This is a genomic window from Nonomuraea sp. NPDC003754 (assembly GCF_053605785.1).
In genome coordinates this window covers 135,295-154,905 of record NZ_JBSGJX010000020.1, presented here as the reverse complement: position 1 = coordinate 154,905, position 19,611 = coordinate 135,295, and the positions used below count along the sequence as shown (strand labels likewise).

Genomic DNA, 19,611 nt, shown 5'->3' with positions numbered 1-19,611 from the left:
CCTAACTAATGGAGCCGGAGGTCTCCCCATGACTGAATCCCTGGCCCCGCCCACCCCTGCGCCCCGGCTCGGCCGCGGCGCGGTGACCGCGGTGATGGCGGCGCTGATGCTCGGCCTGCTGCTCGGCGCGCTGGACCAGATGATCGTGGCGGCGGTAATGCGCACCGTCGCCGATCAGCTGAACGGCCTGACCCTGCAGGCGTGGGCGACCACCGCCTACCTGATCACCGGCGTGGTGTCCACGCCCCTGTACGGGCGATTGTCGGACATCTACGGCCGCAAGCCCCTCTACCTGATCTCGATCTCGCTGTTCCTGCTCGGCTCGATCTTGTGCGCGGCGGCGCAGTCGATGTACGAGCTGGCCGCGTTCCGCGCCGTACAGGGACTGGGTGCCGGTGGCCTGATGGCGCTGGCGTTCGCGATCCTGGCCGACATGCTGCCGCCGGAGGCGCGCAGCCGGTACCAAGCCTGGTTCGGGGCGGTGTTCGGGATCTCCAGCGTGGCCGGTCCCGTGCTCGGCGGCATGTTCGCCGGCATGGACGGTTTTCTGGGTGTGACGGGGTGGCGCTGGGCGTTCCTGGTCAACGTCCCGATCGGCATCGTCGCCCTGGTGCTCGTCGTGACGCTCTACCGGTTGCCGCACACTCGCACCGATCACCGCATCGACTACGGCGGCGCTGCGACGCTGCTGCTGGGACTGGTGCCCCTGCTGATCGTGGCCGAGCACGGCTCCAGCTGGGGCTGGACGTCGCCGCGCACGCTCGCCCTGATCGGGGTGGGCGTCGCGGGGCTGCTGGGGTTCGTCCTGGTCGAACGGCGGATGGGCGACTCAGCGCTGCTGCCGCCGCGGCTGTTCGCCAGCCCGCAGTTCACGATGAGCAACGCGGTCAACGTCGTCGTCGGCATGGGCGTGTTCGGCGGGCTGTCGGTCCTGCCGCTCTACCTGCAGATCGTCAAGGGCCTGTCCCCGACCGAGGCGGGCCTGATGCTGATGCCGCAGACCTTGGGCATCGTCGCGGCCGGCCGGTTGTGCGGCTCCTTCCTCACCCGTACGGGACGCTACAGGGGCCTGCTGATCCTCGGCCTGGCCGTCATGACCGCCTGCGCGTTCGGTTTCGCGCAGCTGACCCCCGGCACATCTCTGTGGTTCACCGGCCTGATCACGACCGTCATGGGCCTGGGCATCGGCCTGTGCTTCCAGGTCATGCTGATCGCTATCCAGGCGTCCGCCCCGACAGGCACCATGGGCGCCGCCAGCGCCTCCTACACTTTCTTCCGGCAACTCGGCGGCACCGCCGGAACCGCGATCTACCTGTCGGTCCTATTCGCTCTCGCCGAGGGCCGCATTACTGCCGCCTTCCACCAGGCAGAAAGCACCCCGGCGTTCCAATCAGCCCTGCACGACCCTGCGGTGACCGCAGATCCCAGCGCACAGCATCTGGTAGCCAGCCTGCACGATTGGTCCGACGTCGACCTCAACAACACCTCCTACCTCGACCATCTCGACGCCCGCCTGGCCCGGCCCGTGCTGGACGGCATGGCCAGCGCGATGGACACCGTCTTCATTGTGGTCGGCTGCGTCATGGCCACAGGTTTGGTCCTCGCCCTGTTCCTCAAGGACAAGACTCGTGATTGACCTGGAGATCTGGTCGGACGTGATGTGTCCCTGGTGCTACATCGGCAAGAAGCGCCTGGACCGCGCCCTCGCGCACCCTGAGGAGGTCCGCATCACCTGGCGCAGCTTCCAGCTACGTCCCGACCAGCCGCCGACTCCTGGTGCCACCCTTGCCGAGATGATGGCGCGACGCTTCGACCTCGGCGCACTGGACCTCACAGAGATGTTCCAGCGGATTCGGCGGCTGGGCGCGGCCGAGGGTCTGGAGCTGAACCCCGCCACCGCCCGCCCGGTCAGCTCCTTCGACGCCCACCGTCTGATCCACCTGGCCACCGCCCACCGCCTTGCCAACGTCGTGGTCGAACGACTCTTCCACGCCCACCTCACAGACAACATCAACGTCGCCGACCCTCAAGTCCTCCACACCCTCGCCATACAGGCCGGTCTGCCCGCCGCGGTGGTCCGCGCCGTTCTCGACACCGACGCCTACGCCGCCGACGTCCGGGCCGACGAGGAACGCGCGGCCCATCTCGGCGTCCGCCAGGTCCCCACGTTCGTCATCAACGGCACACCCGTCCTCTCCGGAGCCCCCGACCCCACCGAGTTCCAAGCACTCCTGACGAGCGCGACGGTGCGATAACACCTCGCGGTCGTCCTGGCCCCTTCTCCGCCCCCCATGCGAGCCGACCGCGGCCCACCTACTCCGGCCGTTTCCCGCTCGCATGGCACAGGCGGCCCGGCCGAACCATGCCGGGGCGAGGCCAAGTGGCGGCCGATGAGGCGCTGGCAGGCCAGAACCTGAACGCGGCCACGGGCCGCGAAGGTCGGCCAGTACGTCGCGGCCGCGGGTGGCTGCGGTCTTCCAGTCCAGCGGCGTCGGCGCGCTCCCACCGGCCGTGGTCGCCGGGGTTGCTCCCAGCATCACGTGCAGAGAAGTTCTGACATCCGTGCAGCCAGCTCCTGAAAACGACACCGGGCGTACCCGACCGGTGTGTCGGCACCGGGGTTGCGGGACGTTTCCGAGACGATGCTCGGCATGACGACCGCCCCAGTAAGGGCTACTCCTGCGGCCCGAAAATCTCCTCGACGAACAGCGTTGTGGGCAGGTCGGGATACGCCTGGATCCGCACCTAACCCAGTGCCGGCGGGTGCTCGGCTGGACGGCGTCCCCAGGCCGAGATCAGCGGCGCGAGTGTCAGGTCGAGTTCGCCCGCGTGGATGGCGGCCAAGTGCGCGTCGATCTCGACGTCGTCGGCCAGGCCGGCCGCGAGCAGCTCGCCGCGCACGTGCCGGATGGTCGCCGCCTCCAGCCGGTCGCAGGCCAGCCCACCGACCGGGAAAGAGCCCGCCGCGGCGACATCTACCAAGCCGGCCTCACGCAATGCCCGCGGCAGTGTCCGGCCGTAGCGCAGGTCCGCGCCGCGGCGCGTCAGCAGCTCCCGGACCGCGTCGCGCAGCCGGTTGGCCCGCCGCTGCGCCGGGCCGCTGTCGTCCAGGCATGCCAGTGGCTGCAGAGCGGTATCGGCGTCCTCGACCAGCAGCCAGCCGCCGGGCCGCAGCGCCGCCGCCATCGTCGCCAACGCCCGAGCCCGGTCGGGTACATGGACCAGCACAAGCCGGGCGTGCACTAGATCGAACGTCCCCGGCTCCGGGGGCGGATCAGCGGCGACGTCGTGCCGGCGCACCTCGTACCCGCCGCCTGCCTTCAGCCACGACGGGTCGATGTCCGTGGCCAGCACGTGCCCGGTCGGACCGACGGCCGCCGCGAGCGCCTCCGGGATACTGCGGCCACCGGCCCCCACCTCCCAACAGCGCGAGCCGACCCTGACCCCCAGTCGATCGAAGTGCCCCAGCGTCACACCGTCGAACAGCTCGGCCAGCCAAACGAATCGCTCGCCCGCCTCGGCGCGCGCGTTGTCCAGCAGGTACCCGCGGGCGGGAGCGGGCTCTCCACCGAGCGCGGTAGTCCCGCCTATCGGATCCGGTCGGCCACCGACGTGCGGCGGGCGGGGCGAGGAGGTCATCACTTCATGGTCACCTCCTCAGACCACCAGCGCCACGACGATGGGAGAGGGATATCTCACACATCCAGCGAACCCCGCATGTCCTACTGCACGGTTCTGCACCGTGACGCGCCGGAAGGGGTACATGTATTCGGCCCCCACAGTCAGCGCACCAGGCGCGAGACAGCGCGCTGACCGGAGTGTCGGCTACGGCCGGTTCGACCTCGTACCAGACGCCTTCGATCACGACGTAAAGTCGGTGGATCCAGCAGATGCACGTCCCCGTTCATGACGGGTGGTACCTCTTCTCCAGTCCGGGATCCGGGGCGCGCCACTCGCAGGGCTTGGCGCCGGTGGCGACGTCGCGGTGCTGTTACGCGACGCGCACATCGGTCGATGGGCCTGAGCGTTGTTTTTTTCGCCGGAAGCTACGGGTGGCCCCGTAGGCGGGTTGGCCGACGTAGGCCAGGAGCGATGGCGACAGCCTGGCGGGGTCTGCGGCGAGCTGGTCGGCGGTGTCGAGGCTGATGGATAGATGTTGGCTAGCAGCGGGGAGATGACCCCTCCCTGCGGAGTCCCGGTGAGAATCTCCGCAGGCCACCGTGGAGTTCGACAACCCCGGCGCACAGGAACGCGCTGACCAGCCGCATAACCTTGCGGTCCTTGAGCCGTTCGCCCACCAGATCCATCAGGACATGATGATCGACGTTGTCGAAGCAAGCCTTGATGTCGCCCTCGATGGCCCACTCGTAGGCGCCCGGCTTGCAGGTGAAATGGCGAATCTCGGCGATGGCATCCTGAGCCCGACGTCCAGGCCGATACCCATACGAAGCTGGGTAGAAATCGACCTCGAAGATCGGCTCCAGGATCAGCTTGAGCGCCATCTGCACCACCCGATCGCGCAGCGTCGGGATCCCCAGATAGCGGACAGCGCCGTTCTTCTTGGGAATCACCGCCTGCTGACCGGCAGCGCTCGGAACGTCCCATCCTTGAGCAAGGACCGCAGGTCCTCCAGAAACGGGATCACTCCGAGGCGTTCCTCGACGTAGTAACGCGTCACCGCGTCCACGCCCGCTGTCCTGGCACCCCGATTGCCAGCCACCCGCTCCCAGGCCACCAACAGCGTGGCCCGGTCATAGATCAAGTTGAATGCATCATCGAACCGGCGTGCCGGTTCTTCCCATGCCCATCGGTGCAGCTTCAGCTGATGATCGAGTACCCGCCGCTGGCCACCTCTTCCGGCCATTCATGCGGCGGCGCGTCGTTATTCAACAACGTTCCTTCCCGACAGCAGTGCTGCTGCCATCGCGCTGTCGCCCTTCCCCATGCACACGGCTTTCCCGTCCTCGGAGTACTACGGCGACTCCGCCACGACCCGACATCATCAGCGGACGTCGCGCCCTTTCCGGACTATTCAGCTGCGCGCGGGCGCGAGGCCTCGGGGCCAGCGCCCCTGAAGGGGGCCATGCCCGAGGACCTACTGACGGCCTTGTTCCAGCCTCACCCGAGGTCAGTCACTTGTAGGCGTGACCGAGCCGTCACAGGGGCCGGCGGCCGCGTTGAAGCAGTCCGGGGTGCAGGTTGTGCTGTGCGCTGACGGCACGTTCCTGAGCAAGCAGCGCATCACGCAACGCATCGTGGAGCTGGGGATCGACGCGGTGTCGGTGTCGCTGGATTCGGCCGACGCCGTTTACGACGACACCTGGCCTCCCCCGCCGAACAAGTGCGACGGCTGGCAGCGCGTCGTCGACGGCGTGCGCACTGCTGGCCGCGCGCGGTCCCGCCTCAGGGCCGCGGGTGGGCCTGTACACCGTGGTCACCCGTCTGAACCTGCCGGACATCGTCGCCATCCCTCGCCTTGCGGCTGAGCTCGGCTGCGACTACGCCGTGCCGCAGCCCGTCTCCCTCGATGACGACCCTGTCGCAAAGCATCGGATGAGTCCGGCGAACAGCCGCTTCCCGACATCGGCCAACCGGAAAGGTCGATGCATCTGCGGACACAGCCGGTCTGTCCTTCGCGGCCAACCTTTCGATCTTGTTCGGTCATCTTCCGATGCTTGCCCGGCCCGCAGCGGCCGCAGCAGCCGGGTTCGACGTCGCCGAGATGTGGTGGCCGTGGAACACTCCCGTGCCCAACGACTCCGAACTGGACGCCCTGTGCGCTGCCCTTGCTGATGCCGGTGTGCGGCTCGCGGCCCTGAATTTCGACGCCGGGGACATACGATCGGGGGACTGCGGCCTGCTGTCCAGCCCCTCGCGAGCCCGCCGCTTGCGCGACAACATCGATGTCGCCGTCGGCCTGGCCCAGGCCACCAGATGTCCGATCCTCAACGCCCTGTACGGCGACCGCGAGGACGCAATCCCCCAGGAGTCACAGGACGAGGTCGCGATGGAATGCCTGACACAGGCCGCACAGACCGCGCACGCCGCAGGCGCCTTGGACGTTGTCGGCGCGGGGGCCGGCGTTCACGCGTCACCTCCGGCGCCCAGCGGCTGTGCCGTCCGGCCGGAGGTCCGGCCCGCCGCGGGCAGGGCGACACCGATCATGGTGTCAATCTCGGCGAGTTGTTCCTCGGTCTGCTTTTCGGTGCCCTCGGGGCGCATCGGCCCGCGACCATACCGCCACCGGTCCGCGCGATCGCCGCGGCGAGGTGACCGGCGGCACGTCGGCGGGTAGCAGACGATGATGAGAGCGCCGGCGTCTCCTCGCGTCGCCTACCCGGTGATGTACCACCACTGGTCGACGATGACCTTCCTGCACTGGCGGTACCCGCCCGCCGTCGTCCGGCCCCTGGTGCCCGACGGGCTGACGGTCGAGACCTTCGACGGCACGGCGTGGGTCGGGCTGACCCCGTTCCTCATGGAGGGGGTGCGGACGCCGGGACTGCCCGCGCTGCCGTGGCTGTCGCGCTTTCCCGAGACGAACCTGCGCACCTACGTCCGTGACGAGCGGGGCCGCGGCGGGATCTGGTTCCTGTCGCTGGATGCGGGACGGCTTCCCGCCGTCCTTGGCGGCCGGGCCGGCTACGGCCTGCCGTACTTCTGGTCGGACATGTCCGTCCGCGCCGACGAGGCGCGCGTGCGGTACCGGTGTCGCCGCCAGTGGCCCGAGCCGAGCGGGGCGCGCTGCGACGTGGACGTGGCGCCGGGCACGGAGCTGGCCGAGCACGAGCGCGACGCGCTCGCCCACTTCCTGACCGCCCGGTTCCGGCTGTTCACCCTGATCGCGAACCGGGTGGCCGCGGCCGAGGTCGAGCATCCGCCGTGGCCGCTACGCAGCGCCCACGTGGTGCGCCTGGAGCAGGATCTCGTCGAGGCGGCGGGGCTGCCCGCGCCGGACCACTCGCCCCTCGTGCACGCCTCGCCCGGGGTACCGGTGCGGGTGGGGATGTGGGGCTGGTGAACCGCCGATTCTTCACTGTGTGACCTGTATCGCATACTTTGTCGGGTAATTTCGGCCAATCTTCCACTCAGTACATTTTTCCCGCTCCTGTTGTCCGGCCTGGCCCGGGACCGGCCCCCGGAGCTGCCCTACCGTCGTAGCCCCGAGACGAGGAGGCGGCACCGGTGAACTGGCACATCCATGACTACCGCGAGGACGATCTCGCGGCCGTGGTCCACCTGATCGACACCACGGCCGGGCTCGGCCAGGAGTCGGTGTTCTCCCTCGCCGAGTGCATCGGGGCGCTGACGTCGCGGCAGCCCGCCGTCGTGGCCGTCCACCGCGGCGTGCCCGTCGGCGCGGCGCTCTCCCACGTGGCGGGCGAGCGGGCCTGGGTGATGCGGATCGCGATCGCCTCCGCCTGGCGCGGGCGCGGCCTGGCCAGCGCGCTGCTGCGGGAGCTGGAGCGGCGGCTGGTCGACGCGCGAGTCCGGCGCATCGCCTACGTCCTGCCGGAGGAGGAGCTGATCGGCGAGGGGCTGGTCAACGCCGGCTACACCCGGCGCCCCGCGGTGGCCTACTTCGAGAAGGCCGAGCCGGCCGGCGGCCTCGGCGCCCACTGGCTGGCCGAGCTCGGCGGCCGCTTCCTGCCGAGGGACCTGTGGGACAAGGTGGCCGGCATGGAGGTGGAGAAGGACCTGATCGAGCGGCGCGTCGTGCTGCCGCTGGCCGAACCCGAGCGGGCCGCCAGGCATGGCGTGCGCCCGCCCAGGGCGATCGCCCTGTTCGGCCCGCCCGGCACCGGCAAGACGACCTTCGCCCGCGCGATCGCCTCGCGGCTCGGCTGGCCGTTCGTGGAGCTGCTGCCGTCCCGGTTGGCCGGCGACGGCAACCTGGCCGAGGCGCTGCGCACCGCCTTCGCGCGGATCGCCGAACTGGAGCGGGTGCTGGTCTTCATCGACGAGGTCGAGGAGATCGCCGCGGTGCGCGCCGAGCGCCCGGAGGCCGGCAGCCACGGCATCACCAACGAACTGCTCAAGCTGATCCCCGGCTTCAGGGAGCGTGACGAGCGGCTGCTGGTCTGCGCCACCAACTCCATCCGGTCGCTGGACCCGGCGTTCCTGCGGCCAGGCCGTTTCGACTACGTGGTGCCGATCGGCACGCCCGACGCGGCCGCCCGCTCGGCCATCTGGACGCGGTACTCCGACGGGCGGCCCAACGTGGATCTGGACAGGCTGGTCGCGGCGAGCGAGCTGTTCACCCCGGCCGACATCGAGCACGCCGCCAGGACCGCGGCACAGGCCGCCTTCGAGCGGGACCTCGCCGGCGCCGCGCAGTCGGCGGACCTGCCCGCGGGCGCGGGTACGGCCGACTACCTGGCGGCGATCGGCCAGTGCAGGCCCACCGTCACCGCCGAGATGATCGAGGAGTTCGGCGCCGACATCACCACCCACGCCAGGCTCTGAACGGCGGGCGCCACCCGATCGCCACCGAATCGCCACTCTGGGCGGACCGTGGCCTGAGGAAGGGTTAGCGCAAAGGCGCCCCTGGCGAGAACAGCTCCGCGGCGGCCGTCCCTGATCCGGGGCCGCTGCGCCCGCGGAAGGAGATCACTCATGCGCGCCGTCACCTACGACGCCTACGCCGCCGACAACTCGCGGCTCAGGGTCGGCGAGATCCCCGACCCCAAGCTGGGGCCGGGCGAGGTGCTCATCGAGGTGCGCGCGGCCGGGGTCAACCCGGTGGACTGGAAGGTCATGGCCGGTCTGCTGGACGGGATGATGCAGACGATCTTCCCGGTCGTGCCGGGCTGGGACGTCGCCGGGGTGGTGCGCGCGGTCGGCCCCGACACGCCGGAGTTCGCGCCCGGCGACCACGTCATGGCCTATGCCCGCAAGAGCGTCGTGCAGGCCGGGACGTTCGCCGAGCTGGTCACGATGCCGGCCCCCGGGGTCGCGCGCAAGCCGTCCGCGCTCGACTGGAACCAGGCCGGAGGGCTGCCGCTGGCGGGGATGACCGCGCAGCGGACCCTTGACCGGCTGGAGGTCGGTCCCGGCGACGTCCTGCTGGTGCACGGGGCGGCGGGCGGCGTCGGCGGTCTCGGCGTGCAGATCGCCCGCGACCGGGGCGCCCGCGTCATCGGCACCGCCTCCGAGGCCAACCACGGCTACCTGCGCGAGCTGGGCGCCGAACCGGTGACCTACGGGGAGGGCCTGGCCGGGCGGGTCCGCGAGCTGGCCCCGGAAGGCGTGACGGCGGTGGCCGACTTCGCCGGCGGCCAGCTCGAGGCGACCCTCGCCGTGCTGGCCGAGGGCGGCCGGCACGCGTCGATCGCCGACAACACCGTGGAGCGGCACGGCGGCCACTGGATCTGGGTCCGGCCGGACGGCGCCAAGCTGGCCGGGCTGGCAGAGCTGGCCGACCGGGGCGCGCTGACGGTCGAGGTGGCGCAGACCTTCCCGCTGGAGCAGGCCGGCGCCGCCTTCGACGTCAGCCGCAGCGGCCACGGCCGCGGCAAGCTGGTGATCACACCGTGACCCGCCCGGCCGCCGGGATTCCGGACGGCCGGGCGGATCAGGGGCGATCTACCGGAGTCCGGCGCCGGCCACGATGTCGGCGACCGTCGGGTCGTCGCCGAACGCCCCACCCTCCAGGGTGGTGTTGGCCGCGAGGATCACGCCCTCCGGGGGCCGGCCGGGGTCGGCGTCCCAGACGTTGCCGATGAAGGCCACATGCTCCAGCGGCGGTGACACCTCCAGCACCACCGGCTTGTCGGCCTTGTGGACGACGTTGCCCTGGACGGTGACCCAGGTGGCGCCGTAGTCGGTGTAGAGGCCGAAGTTGTAGGGCGTGATCGTGTCGCGGACGACGTTGCCGCGGACCAGCGCGCCGGTGGCGTACGAGCCGCCCTGCCTGCCCGAGATGTAGATGCCGCCGCCGTCGGCCAGCACCTGCATGGTGTCGTGCACCAGGTTGTGCACCAGCTGGGCGCCGCTGCCCTCGTAGACGACGATGCCGTTGTGCGGCACGTCGTTGATCTGGTTGTGCGCCACGACGGTGTCGGTGGTGCCGGACACCAGCATGGCCGGCGAGCCGCTGTAGTCGCGGCCGATGTGGTGGATGTGGGTGTTCTCCACCCGGTGGCGGCGGGCCCCCGCGCCGATCACCACGCCGCCGCCCGACACGTCGTCGACCACGCTGTCGCGCAGCACGTTGTCCTCGCCGTCGCCGCGGAACTCCAGCGCAACCCCGCCCAGCCGGGTGAACCGGCAGCCTTCGAGCGTGACCCGCGAGCAGCTCTCGAAGATCACGTTGCCGGGCATGACGGCGCTCTCTCCGGGGATGGTCACCTGCGCCTGGCCGTCGGCGAAGGTGACCGTCTGGAGCGGGCCGCCGTCGTGGTAGCCGTTGCCGTGGTAGTGCAGGAACCCTTCGGGGGCGCTCGGGCGCAACCATGTCGCCTCCGCGAAGGTGATGCCGCGGAAGGCGACGTCGCGTACGTCGCGGGCGTGCACCAAAGTTTCCAGCACCGGCGCGACCACCTCGTCAAGCCGCTCGCCGGGCCGCGGCAGGTAGTGCAGGACGCCGTCGGCCAGCGCGAAGGCGCCCTCGGTCAGGAAGGCGGGGCTGTTCTCGGCCGAGGTGGGGTTGTCGGCGCCGTTGGACTCCCCGGCGCCGGGGCCGTCCCAGGAGATGACCGAGTGGTAGAGCCGTACGGCCCAGCAGAAGGCCGGTTGCGCCATGGTGACGGCGCTCGACCGCTCGTCCCCGGTGATCCCGGCCACCTGGCAGCGGGCCTCGGACCAGGGGTAGACGCCCCGGTAGACGAACTCCACCTGGCCCGGCCACGACTGCGGCCGCGGGTCGCCGGTGACGTAGCCGGTCTCGGTCCTGGTCAGGCCGTGGTCGAGGGCGATGGCCGCCCGCGCGGCGCGGCGCCCCGAGACGTAGAGCTGGCGGGTGGCCAGGCGGGGGACGTCGGCCGTGACGGCTCCGTTCGCGTCCTCGCGCCAGCCGGTGATCCGCCGGCCGCCGCTGATCACCACCGTCTCCTGGGCCGAGGTGCCGTAGCCGTAGGCCTGGTAGACCACGCCAGAGTCGGCGGCCGACAGCCGCAACGGTTCGGCGAGGCGGTAGGTTCCGGCTCTGAGAGTGATCACAGTGCCTGGGGAGGCCGCCGCGCGGGCTCGCTCGAGCGTGGCGAACGGGTGCTCGAGCGTGCCGGGGCCTGAGTCGTCGCCCGACGGATCGACGAAGAACATGACAGTGCTCCTCTCCGGTAATGTGTACAGCATATACACGGGAGAGATCATGACAGATCCGGAACGCAGCACCGAACTGCTGTGGGGCACCAGGAGCCGGCTCAGCCTGGAGCGCATCGTGCGCGCCGCGGTCGAGCTGGCCGATGCCGAGGGGCTGGCAGCGGTGTCGATGCGCAGGGTCGCCGAAAGCCTCGGCTTCACCACCATGTCGCTCTATCGTCACGTGCCCGGCAAGGGCGAGCTGGTCGATCTCATGCGCGACGAGGTGATGGGCGAGCAGGACGCCGCCGACCCCGATCCCGACCAGGGCTGGCGGGCGGAACTGGAGTCCTGGGCGCGCGGCATGCTGGCGCTCTACCGGCGGCACCCCTGGCTGCTGGAGTCGACCGGAGCGCGCCACGTGCCGGGGCCGAACGCGCTGGCCGGCTTCGAGCGGGCACTGGCCACGGTGGTGCGCACGGGCCTTGCGCCCGCGCAGGTGGCGGCGGCGGTGACCCTCGTCGGCGGGTTCGTCGAGAGCGCCGCCCGGCAGGTGGCGGCGGCCGAGCAGGCCGAGCGGCGCACCGGGGTCAGCGAGGAGGACTGGTGGGGGCAGCGCGACAGCCTCTTCCAGCACCTGGACCGGTATCCGACGCTGAGCAGGATCTATCTGGCGGGCGGGTACAACGAGCCGCTGGACCTGTTCGAGTTCGGTCTGGAGCGGGTGCTCGACGGCATCGAGACTTTGGTGCGTTACGAAATTCGTGATGAAAGTCGGTGCTTGGTGTGCGGCCGGGCCGTGGAGGGCGCCACCAGGGGCAGGCCGCGGGCATACTGCTCGCCGGCCTGCCGGCAGCGTGCCTACCGAACCCGCCAGGGCTGATCGCGGTGGGGCTCAACCCCGACGGCACGCTGGACGCCTTCCCCACCCCTGCGCGGGTAAGGGGACGCGCCATCCGCCCGGTCACCTGCGGTGGCGGCTTCGACCGCGCGTCCCGTCACTACCCATCACCTTCGGCCACCTGACGTCGATCAGCTGACCTGCGGCCACAGGCTCGGCGGCGCCGGGGCGGCACGACGGCCCTGCGGCGGGCGGCCCGGTAGCCGTCGCCCTTGACGGTCAGGGCGGCGGGTTACTCGCGGAGCATGAACGTGTGGTGCCATCGCCTTGCCGGATCAGGCCACGTTCCTGAGGAGCGTCGAGACAGCCCGATCCGGAGCTTCACGCGCTCCCCTTCAGGTCCAGGACGGGGGCGAACGGGTCGTCGAAACGGTCCCACTGCCCGGCTCCCGGCAGGGCGTCGCCCTGGTCGATCAGGCAGGAGTCGAGCAGGGCGTGCAGGCGGTGCCGGTCGAGATCGGGGCCGGTGAAGACCAGGTGCTGGACCCGGTCGCCGATGATGGGGTTCCAGTCCAGGGCGGCGGCCGTACGGCGGGCCGGCGCGGCCAGCTCCCAGGCGGCCTCGGGCAGCGCGGCCAGCCAGGGCCCGGCGTCCTCCACGGAGACCACTCCGGCCACGGCGTCCCAGGCCAGCATCCGTTCGTGCCGGTTGGCCAGCCAGAACCGCCCGCGGGAGCGGACCGAGGTGGTGACCAGCTCGTCCATGGCCTCGAACAGGCGGCCCGGATGCAGCGGGCGCAGGCGGCGCCAGACGACCGTGGTGATCTCGCCGGTCCGCGCGTCGCCGGGCAGCTGGGCGGTGGCCGGATCGACGCGTTCGGCCAGCTCGTGCACGCACAGGGGGGAACCGGTGGCGTCGGGATCGACGGCGATCGGGGTGTGCGGTGCCAGATGGGCCAGGACGGCGGTCGAGAGCTCGACGTCCTCGTCGTCACCGCCGTGCAGGGACAGCGCGGTGGCGTATTCGATCTGCCGGGCCAGCACCTCCGCGAGATAGCGCTGGTCGCCGGCGGCGGCCTGGTGGCCGGAGGCGGTCAGGCGGTCGCCTCGGCAGATGTCCACGGGCATGCACTCCGCGTCCAGCGCCGTCAGGACACAGGTCAGGCGGAGCAGGTCGGCCGCCTCCCCGCCGGCCAGCGCCTCGGCCACCGAGCGCGGCTCCACCGAGTCCCACAGGTCGACCACCAGCAGGGGTGCGGTCGCGGCGTGCCGTACGAGCTCGGGGAGCAGGTCCTCGCGGACGGCGCAGGTGACGCAGCCGTGAGCCAGGCGCACCTCCGTCCGATCCAGGACGCCGGAGCTGTCGCGGACCACGCGCTCGACCCGGCCGGCGGCGACGTCGCGCAGGTCGTGATGGATCGCGATGGCTCCAGGATGCCGGCGGAGCAGCCGCTCGACCGCGGCGGCCCGGGCGCCGCCGTACAGGCCCGCGACGAGGACGACGGGGGTGGGCACAGGACCTCCTGAGTGCAGAATGAAAATGGTTGTCGTTATCATGGCACACGCCGTCAACTCCGAAAGGACTGAGGATGGCCAGAAACGAGCTACGCCCGGTGATCAAACTGCGCTCCACCGCGGGCACCGGCTACACGTACGTGACCACCAAGAACCGGCGTAACGACCCCGACCGGCTGACGTTGCGCAAGTACGACCCGACCGTCCGCCGGCACGTCGAGTTCCGGGAGGAGCGATGAGGAAGGGCATCCACCCCTTCCGCACCGGCCGCAACCGGGTTCTCGACACGACCGGCCAGGTCGAGCGCTTCCGGCAGCGCTACGGGAGGACCTCGTGATCTGCCAGCTCACCGGAGTCAGGCCGGCCTTCGGCAACAACGTCTCCCACTCCCATCGGCGCACCCGGCGCCGCTGGAACCCCAACGTCCAGCGGCGGCGCTACTGGCTGCCGAGCGAGAACCGCCATGTCCGGCTCACGCTCAGCGCCCGCGCCATCAAGACGGTGGACAAGATCGGCATCGAACGCGCCGTGGCCCGCATCAGGGCCCGGGGAGAGAAGGTCTGATGGCCAAGAAGAGCAAGATCGCCGCCAACGAGCGCAGGAAGGAGATCGTCGCCCGCTTCGCCGTACGGCGGGCCGAGCTGAAGGAGGTGATCCGCACCGGCACGCCGCAGGAACGGGCCGCGGCCGTGCGAGAGCTGAACCGGCAGCCCCGCGACGCCAGCCGTACCCGCGTCCGCAACCGCGACGCCGTCGACGGCCGGCCGCGGGGACATCTGACCAGGTTCGGGCTGTCCCGGGTGCGCTTCCGCGAGATGGCGCACCGGGGCGAGCTGCCCGGCGTCACGAAGGCGAGCTGGTAGGCATGGCCGTTCCCAAGCGGAAGACCTCGCGCGCCAACACCCGGCACCGGCGGTCGCAGTGGAAGGCGAGCGCGCCCGACCTGGTGCCGATCGTCGTGAACGGCAGGCAGGTGCTGGTCCCCCGCCGGCTCGTCCGCGCCTACCAGCGCGGCCTCCGCACCATCCGATGAGCTGATCGACGGTGGCCCGGTGAACGCGACCGGGCCACCATCGCCGCCGCATGGGCGCCGCCCACCCACCTTGGACGCGGTCGCCGGTAAAGACGCAACCTGGTCGAACGGTGTTTCACCAAGCTAAGCAGTGGCGAGCCGTCACCACCCGCTTCGACAAGCTCGCCGGCCGCTACCTCGCAGGCGTCGCCATCGCGTCGATCGTGCTCTGGCTTGGCCACACCGAATCATCAGACGGGTCTTAGCGCAGCCACCGCAGAGCTGCGTCGGCGCAGTCCTCGGGACTGCTGTTGAAGGCGATGGCCGCGTCGGGCGCGTGCTGCCGGACCAGGTTGACCACCTTCTCGAAGAATTCGAGCAACGGCTCGTGCTTGCGGATGCCGCCCCCGATCACCGCGCAGACGTAGTCTTCGCGGGTCAGCGCGTCCACGATCGCTTCTTCGGGGTTCTCGTCGAGTGCCACCAGGCACCAGTCGGCCTCGATACCATGATCGTCGAAACGGGCCTGACCGCGTGCTATCGCCGCCTGGACCGGCTCCGGGTCCCAGCCCTGGATCTTGGCCGGGTCGAGACCGACCACCAGTACTCGTGCCGCTGTCACGGGTCCTCCTCGCAGAACATCTCTCCGCCGGCGCGATGGTTGACGGTGGTGCCCGGGTCCATCGGCATTGTCGATCGCCTCTGGAGGGCGCCACGTTATCCCGATCTTGCCACGCGCGCTTCTTGATGTGCTCTCGTCAGAGTGACAGGACGTTGCGTTAAGGCCCGTAGCGTTCAGGAACCTCTCGCCACGACGCGCCGGTCCGCAGCCTCCCACAAGATCCCGTTGATGACCTCGCGGTGATCGCGCCAGGACGTCCCCTGCCGGTCGGGCGGCGGGCGCCCCCCCTGCCGGCCTTGCCCAGGACATACTCCGGTGCTCCCGGCGCGGAAGTGGGCTATGGTCGGCCTCATGGCGACCTTCTGGCGCACTCGCGGTTCGACCGCCTTCATGGCGGCGGTCGGCCTGCTTCTGCTTGCCTTGGGCCTGGTCGCCGTCACTCCCACCTGGGCCGGCGGCATCCACCATCGCGCCGCCTTCGCCATGGAAGTCGTGACGCCGGGGGCCGAGGTGTCGACGCTGTCGACGCTGCCAACGGCCGCGGTCAGAGGCACCGAACACCTGCCGCGCCTGTGGCCGGCCGGGAACCGGACGCGATCCGTTCCCGAGACGCCGGGTCTGACCTGGCCCGCCTCCGGCTCCGCGGCCATCTGCGACCCCCAGCAGTCCGGGCATCGCACCGCGGGATCGCGTAGCCCGCCGCTGGCCTAGAGCCTCTCCCTTCTCTTCTCTCTTCACGCGTCGTGTCCCGCGACGCTCTGCTCAGAGCGTGGCGGGACACGACGCGATGTCGCCATGCCGCGCGTCCCCGACGCGACGTTGCCATGTCGCCCATCTCTCCCATGTCGCATGCCGCATGCCGCTGTCGCATGTCCGCTGTGCCGCGCCCGGGATGCGGGCAGGCGTGTCCGTTTGCCGGTGGTTCGGCGCCGCTTGTCCGCGGTTCGGCGCCGCGCCTCATGGGCCGCCGCCGCGCACCCGCGGCCTGGGCCCGTGGCGTCGGCGACCTGACCGCATGGGGATGCCGCGCGCCCCGAGAGCAGCGCCTGCGGCATCCGCGATCTGACCGACGGCGTCAGCGCCGTCCCCTCGACCCGTACAAGGAAGCACTCATGACTCACGACAACGAATCCGTCCTGCTCAGCGACGTCCAAGTCCAGGCCATCACCGAGGACCTGCGGGAGCAGCTGATGTGGCGCACGTCGCGGCTGGACGAGCTCAGGGTCCTGGCCGAGAACATCGACAAGGGCGACGGCTCCCTGCAGGGCGTGCTCGCCGATCTGGCCGCGACCGAGCGGAGCATCGCCGAGATCCAGCTGTGCCTGGAGCGGGTGTCCGGCCGGTCCTACGGGCAGTGCGCCGACTGCGGCACGGCCATCCCGTTCGAGCGGCTGAAGATCCGGCCGCTGACGCGGCACTGCGTGGCCTGCCGCCGGCGGCACGAGACCCGCTGACCGGCCATGCCCGGCAACCACGGGGCTCCGGCGACCAAGGGCCTGGTGACCCAGGTGACCAAGCGGGCCAGGTGACATGACCACACGGGCCATGTGACCACACGGGCCACGTGACCACACGGGCCCGACAAACCGGACCCGATGACGGCCAAACGGGTCCGGTGAGGACCGATGCGGGCCAAGGTGCCTGGTGAGGACCGACGACGACCAAGGGGTCCGGTGAGGACTGAAGCGGGTCCGGTGACCCCGCTGGTCCGAAACCGGCCTGGGGACCAAACAGGTCCGGCGACCGAGCAGGCCCGGTGGCCCAGCGGATTCGGTGACCGGGCGGGCTCGGTGACGGCCGCCCGTCAACGTGGCGGCCGTCACCGGGGCCGTCACCGCGGCCGTCACCCGGACCGCCGTGGCCGTCACTGTGGCCGGCCAGAGCACCTCGACGGCCGGCCAGACCACGTCGACGGCCGATCAGACCACGTCGATGGGCGGTCAGAGCACTTCGATGCCGATCAGGCAGGTGTCGTCGTCGGTGTCGGAGTTGCTGTGCGTGAGGAGCCGGTCGAGGCTGTGCTCCAGGGTGGTGCTCAGCTGCTCCAACGTGGCGAGCAGGTGTTCCTGCGAGCGTTCCAGGGTGACGTCGCGCCGTTCGATCAGGCCGTCGGTGTACATGAACAGGGTGTCGTCGCGCTCCAGCTGGACGACTCCCTCCTCGTAGTCGGCCTCCGAGATCACGCCGAGCATCAGCCCGTTGATCAACGGCAGCTCGGCCGCCCCGCCGTCGCGTACCAGCACCGGCGGCAGGTGGCCGGCCCTGGCCCAGCGGAGCACGCGGGTCTCCGGGTCGTACAGGCCGCAGATGGCCGTCGCGGTGACGCGTTCGGTCAGGTGGTGGGTGACCAGGTTGAGCCAGCCCATGAGCTGCGCCGGGCCAGCTCCGGTGGTGGCCAGGCCGCGCAGCGCGTTGCGCAGGACGACCATGCCGGTGGCCGCCTCGATGCCGTGCCCGGCGACGTCGCCCACCGACAGCAGGACCTTCTTCGACGGCAGCACGACCGCGTCGTACCAGTCGCCGCCGACCAGGTGGCCTTCCTCGGCGGGCCGGTAGCGGACGGCGATGTTCAGGCCGAACGCCTCCACCGGCCCCTGGGCCGGCGGCATGATGGCGTGCTGGAGCTGCAGCGTGAGCCGGTTGCGTTCGGCCGCCTGCTGCTCGGAGTGGGCCAGCTGGTCGCGGGTGGCGGCCAGCGCGACCTCGGTCCAGTGCTGGGCGGAGATGTCCTGGTAGGCCCCCCGTACGGCCAGCAGCCGGTCGTCGGCGTCGAAGACGGGTTCGGCGACGACGCGGATGTGCCGGGTGCTGCCGTCGGGACGCTGGAGCCTGAAGGTGGTGGAGGCGGGCCGCCGGTGGTGGAGCACGGTGCGCAGGAAGCGGCCGATGGCGTCGGCGTCGTCCGGGTGGGCGTGCTCGCGCAGGTGCTCCAGCGGGATCGGCCGCTCGCCCGGCTCCAGTCCGTGCAGCTCGTGGAGCTGGCTGTTCCAGGTGATCTCGCCGGTCTGGGCGTCCTCCTCGAACCCGCCGATCCGGCCGAGCCGCTGGGCGTGCTGCAGCAGGCTGGCCAGGCGCAGCGACTCGTCCCGCATCCGCCAGATCAGCAGCACGCAGTCGCCGTGCCGGGTGATGCTCACGCCGGCCACGCTGGTCAGCGGCACGTGCTCGATCAGCGCGGTGAGCGTCATCCGCTCGGTGCGGAAGGCCTCGCCGGTGGCGTGCACGTGCTCGATCTTCTCGAACAGGCCGTGTTCCTCGGCCGCCGTCGGGTAGGCCTCCAGCAGCAGGGCCCCGGCGACCACGGTGCGGGGCCGGCCCGCGGGGTCGGCGAAGCGCGGGTTGGCGTGGTGGATGCGGAAGTCGGTCAGCAGCCCGCCGGCGTCCAGTTCGGGGCGCAGCACGAGGGCCGGGTCGGCGAGCGCGTCGGCCAGTTCGACCAGTTCGGCCAGGTCGGGCGCCGGCGCGGGCGTGGCCGCGCGGTCTTCCAGGGTGCGCGCGCACAGCTCGGCCAGGGCCTCCACCTGGCGGTGGATCGGTGCCGGCTGCCGTTGCAGCGGCTGCGGCCAGCTGATCTCCAGGACGCCGAGGATGCGGCCGCCGGTGCCGGCGGGCACGACGACGCGGCCGGCCGGCACGGCCTGGCGGTGGCCGATGGACGGCAGGCCCGACTCGCCGAGGTCGGCGAACCACACCGTGCGCCGTTCCATGAGCGCGCGCCGGGCGGGCGTGGCCACGCCGGGTGGCACGTAGCGCCACCTCCTGGCCTCCTCCACGCTGTGCCCGGCGAAACCCACCAGGGTCAGCGAGGCGTCGGCGCCGGCCGACCACAGCGCGACCGCGGTGGCACCCAGCGGCGTCAGCGCGTGTTCCAGCAGGGACTCGGCCAACATCTGGCTGTCGGCGGCGCCCAGCATGCCGCTTTCGGCCTCGCGCAGCTGCACCGCGACCGAGCCGCCGCCGTCCCCACCGCCGTCACCATCACCGCCGCCGTCACCGCCGTCATCATCTTCGCCGTCGCCGCCGTAGCCGCCGCCGCCGTAGCCGCCGGAGCGCCGCGGCCGCTCGACGAGCAGCTCGCGCGCGACCTGCGTCAGCCGGTCCTGCGCGGCCTGGTTGATGAGGTCGGCGGCCAGCTCCAGCTGGGACAGTCCGGCCTGCTCGGCGAGCGTCGCGAGCTGCAGGGCCGCCTCGGTGGGGCCGCAGTGCAGCCGCTCGACCAGGATGCCCTTGGCCAGCTCGATCAGCGCCCGGCCCTCGGCCGCGTGCTGGGCGCGCGCGATCTCGTCGCGCAGCCGCTCGATCGTGGCGGCCAGCCTGCCGACGGTGCCGGCGTGGCGCGGGGTCGGCTCATCGGGCCTGGTAGGGGTCGGCACGCTCTGC

The 19,611-nt window shown here is 71.2% G+C and carries 22 protein-coding genes and 1 pseudogene; 15 read left to right on the top strand and 8 right to left on the bottom strand.

Features of this window, described 5'->3' with window-relative positions:
* Positions 1-28 precede the first annotated feature (28 nt).
* Positions 29-1,636, top strand: a complete 1,608-nt coding sequence (locus tag ACWEVS_RS24965; RefSeq protein ID WP_449930500.1) for an MDR family MFS transporter — start codon at positions 29-31, stop codon at positions 1,634-1,636.
* The gene (locus ACWEVS_RS24960; protein ID WP_449930498.1) at positions 1,629-2,255 is read left to right on the top strand and encodes a DsbA family oxidoreductase; all 627 of its coding nucleotides are present in this window, start codon (positions 1,629-1,631) and stop codon (positions 2,253-2,255) included. Before ACWEVS_RS24965 ends, ACWEVS_RS24960 begins: the two co-directional genes overlap by 8 nt.
* A gap of 490 nt (positions 2,256-2,745) precedes the next feature.
* Here the strand turns inward: ACWEVS_RS24960 and ACWEVS_RS24955 are convergent, their stop codons facing one another.
* The 3 genes from ACWEVS_RS24955 to ACWEVS_RS24945 all read right to left on the bottom strand — a co-directional run bounded on the left by ACWEVS_RS24955 (position 2,746) and on the right by ACWEVS_RS24945 (position 4,762).
* Positions 2,746-3,639 (bottom strand): methyltransferase domain-containing protein, encoded by an 894-nt coding sequence (locus ACWEVS_RS24955; RefSeq protein ID WP_452418470.1) that lies wholly within the window; start codon positions 3,637-3,639, stop codon positions 2,746-2,748.
* Between the two features lie 521 nt (positions 3,640-4,160).
* Positions 4,161-4,571, bottom strand: a complete 411-nt coding sequence (locus ACWEVS_RS24950; protein ID WP_452553567.1) for a reverse transcriptase domain-containing protein — start codon at positions 4,569-4,571, stop codon at positions 4,161-4,163.
* Positions 4,568-4,762 (bottom strand): hypothetical protein, encoded by a 195-nt coding sequence (locus ACWEVS_RS24945; protein ID WP_449930492.1) that lies wholly within the window; start codon positions 4,760-4,762, stop codon positions 4,568-4,570. The genes ACWEVS_RS24950 and ACWEVS_RS24945 overlap by 4 nt, the downstream gene beginning before the upstream one ends.
* Positions 4,763-5,192: 430 nt before the next feature.
* Between ACWEVS_RS24945 and ACWEVS_RS24940 the strand changes: the two genes are divergently transcribed.
* The 5 genes from ACWEVS_RS24940 to ACWEVS_RS24920 all read left to right on the top strand — a co-directional run bounded on the left by ACWEVS_RS24940 (position 5,193) and on the right by ACWEVS_RS24920 (position 9,537).
* The gene (locus ACWEVS_RS24940) at positions 5,193-5,486 is read left to right on the top strand and encodes a hypothetical protein (RefSeq protein WP_449930490.1); all 294 of its coding nucleotides are present in this window, start codon (positions 5,193-5,195) and stop codon (positions 5,484-5,486) included.
* Between the two features lie 167 nt (positions 5,487-5,653).
* Complete coding sequence (locus ACWEVS_RS24935) at positions 5,654-6,295, top strand: TIM barrel protein (protein ID WP_449930488.1); 642 nt, start codon at positions 5,654-5,656, stop codon at positions 6,293-6,295.
* 6 nt (positions 6,296-6,301) lie between these two features.
* Positions 6,302-7,021, top strand: coding sequence for a YqjF family protein (locus tag ACWEVS_RS24930; protein WP_452553565.1), 720 nt, complete (start codon positions 6,302-6,304; stop codon positions 7,019-7,021).
* Between the two features lie 164 nt (positions 7,022-7,185).
* Positions 7,186-8,466, top strand: a complete 1,281-nt coding sequence (locus ACWEVS_RS24925; RefSeq protein WP_449930484.1) for an ATP-binding protein — start codon at positions 7,186-7,188, stop codon at positions 8,464-8,466.
* 150 nt (positions 8,467-8,616) lie between these two features.
* On the top strand, positions 8,617-9,537 hold the full coding sequence (locus ACWEVS_RS24920) for an NADP-dependent oxidoreductase (protein ID WP_452553563.1): 921 nt from the start codon (positions 8,617-8,619) through the stop codon (positions 9,535-9,537).
* Positions 9,538-9,585: 48 nt separating this feature from the next.
* Here the strand turns inward: ACWEVS_RS24920 and ACWEVS_RS24915 are convergent, their stop codons facing one another.
* Positions 9,586-11,262, bottom strand: a complete 1,677-nt coding sequence (locus tag ACWEVS_RS24915) for a right-handed parallel beta-helix repeat-containing protein (RefSeq protein ID WP_452553561.1) — start codon at positions 11,260-11,262, stop codon at positions 9,586-9,588.
* Between the two features lie 49 nt (positions 11,263-11,311).
* On the opposite strand from ACWEVS_RS24915, the gene ACWEVS_RS24910 reads away from it, so the two are divergent.
* Positions 11,312-12,124, top strand: coding sequence for a TetR/AcrR family transcriptional regulator (locus tag ACWEVS_RS24910; protein ID WP_452553559.1), 813 nt, complete (start codon positions 11,312-11,314; stop codon positions 12,122-12,124).
* 339 nt (positions 12,125-12,463) lie between these two features.
* On the opposite strand, the gene ACWEVS_RS24905 is transcribed toward ACWEVS_RS24910, so the two are convergent.
* Positions 12,464-13,597 (bottom strand): GTP-binding protein, encoded by a 1,134-nt coding sequence (locus ACWEVS_RS24905; protein WP_452553557.1) that lies wholly within the window; start codon positions 13,595-13,597, stop codon positions 12,464-12,466.
* Positions 13,598-13,671: 74 nt separating this feature from the next.
* Between ACWEVS_RS24905 and rpmG the strand changes: the two genes are divergently transcribed.
* The 5 genes from rpmG to rpmF are packed head-to-tail and all read left to right on the top strand — an operon-like array spanning position 13,672 to position 14,630.
* Positions 13,672-13,836, top strand: coding sequence for a 50S ribosomal protein L33 (rpmG, locus tag ACWEVS_RS24900; RefSeq protein WP_449930474.1), 165 nt, complete (start codon positions 13,672-13,674; stop codon positions 13,834-13,836).
* Positions 13,833-13,934, top strand: a complete 102-nt coding sequence (locus ACWEVS_RS24895; RefSeq protein WP_452553556.1) for a 50S ribosomal protein L31 — start codon at positions 13,833-13,835, stop codon at positions 13,932-13,934. The genes rpmG and ACWEVS_RS24895 overlap by 4 nt, the downstream gene beginning before the upstream one ends.
* Complete coding sequence (gene rpmB / locus ACWEVS_RS24890) at positions 13,931-14,161, top strand: 50S ribosomal protein L28 (protein WP_449930470.1); 231 nt, start codon at positions 13,931-13,933, stop codon at positions 14,159-14,161. Before ACWEVS_RS24895 ends, rpmB begins: the two co-directional genes overlap by 4 nt.
* Entirely contained in the window at positions 14,161-14,460 is a 300-nt protein-coding gene (gene rpsN, locus ACWEVS_RS24885) for a 30S ribosomal protein S14 (protein WP_449930468.1), read from the top strand. Before rpmB ends, rpsN begins: the two co-directional genes overlap by 1 nt.
* A 2-nt stretch (positions 14,461-14,462) precedes the next feature.
* The gene (gene rpmF / locus ACWEVS_RS24880; protein ID WP_449930466.1) at positions 14,463-14,630 is read left to right on the top strand and encodes a 50S ribosomal protein L32; all 168 of its coding nucleotides are present in this window, start codon (positions 14,463-14,465) and stop codon (positions 14,628-14,630) included.
* A gap of 241 nt (positions 14,631-14,871) precedes the next feature.
* Here the strand turns inward: rpmF and ACWEVS_RS24875 are convergent, their stop codons facing one another.
* Both ACWEVS_RS24875 and ACWEVS_RS24870 read right to left on the bottom strand, forming a co-directional pair.
* Positions 14,872-15,231, bottom strand: coding sequence for a hypothetical protein (locus ACWEVS_RS24875; RefSeq protein ID WP_449930464.1), 360 nt, complete (start codon positions 15,229-15,231; stop codon positions 14,872-14,874).
* A 160-nt stretch (positions 15,232-15,391) separates the two neighbouring features.
* A pseudogene (locus ACWEVS_RS24870) lies at positions 15,392-15,503 on the bottom strand (transposase); the annotation flags it as partial.
* 79 nt (positions 15,504-15,582) lie between these two features.
* Here ACWEVS_RS24870 and ACWEVS_RS24865 point away from each other — a divergent pair.
* On the top strand, positions 15,583-15,942 hold the full coding sequence (locus tag ACWEVS_RS24865; protein ID WP_452418478.1) for a hypothetical protein: 360 nt from the start codon (positions 15,583-15,585) through the stop codon (positions 15,940-15,942).
* 401 nt (positions 15,943-16,343) lie between these two features.
* The gene (locus ACWEVS_RS24860; protein WP_449930460.1) at positions 16,344-16,685 is read left to right on the top strand and encodes a TraR/DksA family transcriptional regulator; all 342 of its coding nucleotides are present in this window, start codon (positions 16,344-16,346) and stop codon (positions 16,683-16,685) included.
* A gap of 486 nt (positions 16,686-17,171) precedes the next feature.
* Here the strand turns inward: ACWEVS_RS24860 and ACWEVS_RS24855 are convergent, their stop codons facing one another.
* The gene (locus ACWEVS_RS24855) at positions 17,172-19,604 is read right to left on the bottom strand and encodes a SpoIIE family protein phosphatase (RefSeq protein WP_452553554.1); all 2,433 of its coding nucleotides are present in this window, start codon (positions 19,602-19,604) and stop codon (positions 17,172-17,174) included.
* Between the last annotated feature and the right edge of the window lie 7 nt (positions 19,605-19,611).

Bases quoted from the DNA above. Each gene is read 5' to 3' on its own strand.
- ACWEVS_RS24965 (WP_449930500.1), top strand. From the start codon at position 29: ATGACTGAATCCCTGGCCCCGCCCACCCCTGCGCCCCGGCTCGGCCGC.
- ACWEVS_RS24955 (WP_452418470.1), bottom strand. From the start codon at position 3,639: ATGACCTCCTCGCCCCGCCCGCCGCACGTCGGTGGCCGACCGGATCCG.
- ACWEVS_RS24930 (WP_452553565.1), top strand. From the start codon at position 6,302: ATGATGAGAGCGCCGGCGTCTCCTCGCGTCGCCTACCCGGTGATGTAC.
- ACWEVS_RS24920 (WP_452553563.1), top strand. From the start codon at position 8,617: ATGCGCGCCGTCACCTACGACGCCTACGCCGCCGACAACTCGCGGCTC.
- ACWEVS_RS24915 (WP_452553561.1), bottom strand. From the start codon at position 11,262: ATGTTCTTCGTCGATCCGTCGGGCGACGACTCAGGCCCCGGCACGCTC.
- ACWEVS_RS24910 (WP_452553559.1), top strand. From the start codon at position 11,312: ATGACAGATCCGGAACGCAGCACCGAACTGCTGTGGGGCACCAGGAGC.
- rpmG (WP_449930474.1), top strand. From the start codon at position 13,672: ATGGCCAGAAACGAGCTACGCCCGGTGATCAAACTGCGCTCCACCGCG.
- ACWEVS_RS24895 (WP_452553556.1), top strand. From the start codon at position 13,833: ATGAGGAAGGGCATCCACCCCTTCCGCACCGGCCGCAACCGGGTTCTC.
- rpsN (WP_449930468.1), top strand. From the start codon at position 14,161: ATGGCCAAGAAGAGCAAGATCGCCGCCAACGAGCGCAGGAAGGAGATC.
- rpmF (WP_449930466.1), top strand. From the start codon at position 14,463: ATGGCCGTTCCCAAGCGGAAGACCTCGCGCGCCAACACCCGGCACCGG.
- ACWEVS_RS24865 (WP_452418478.1), top strand. From the start codon at position 15,583: ATGGCGACCTTCTGGCGCACTCGCGGTTCGACCGCCTTCATGGCGGCG.
- ACWEVS_RS24860 (WP_449930460.1), top strand. From the start codon at position 16,344: ATGACTCACGACAACGAATCCGTCCTGCTCAGCGACGTCCAAGTCCAG.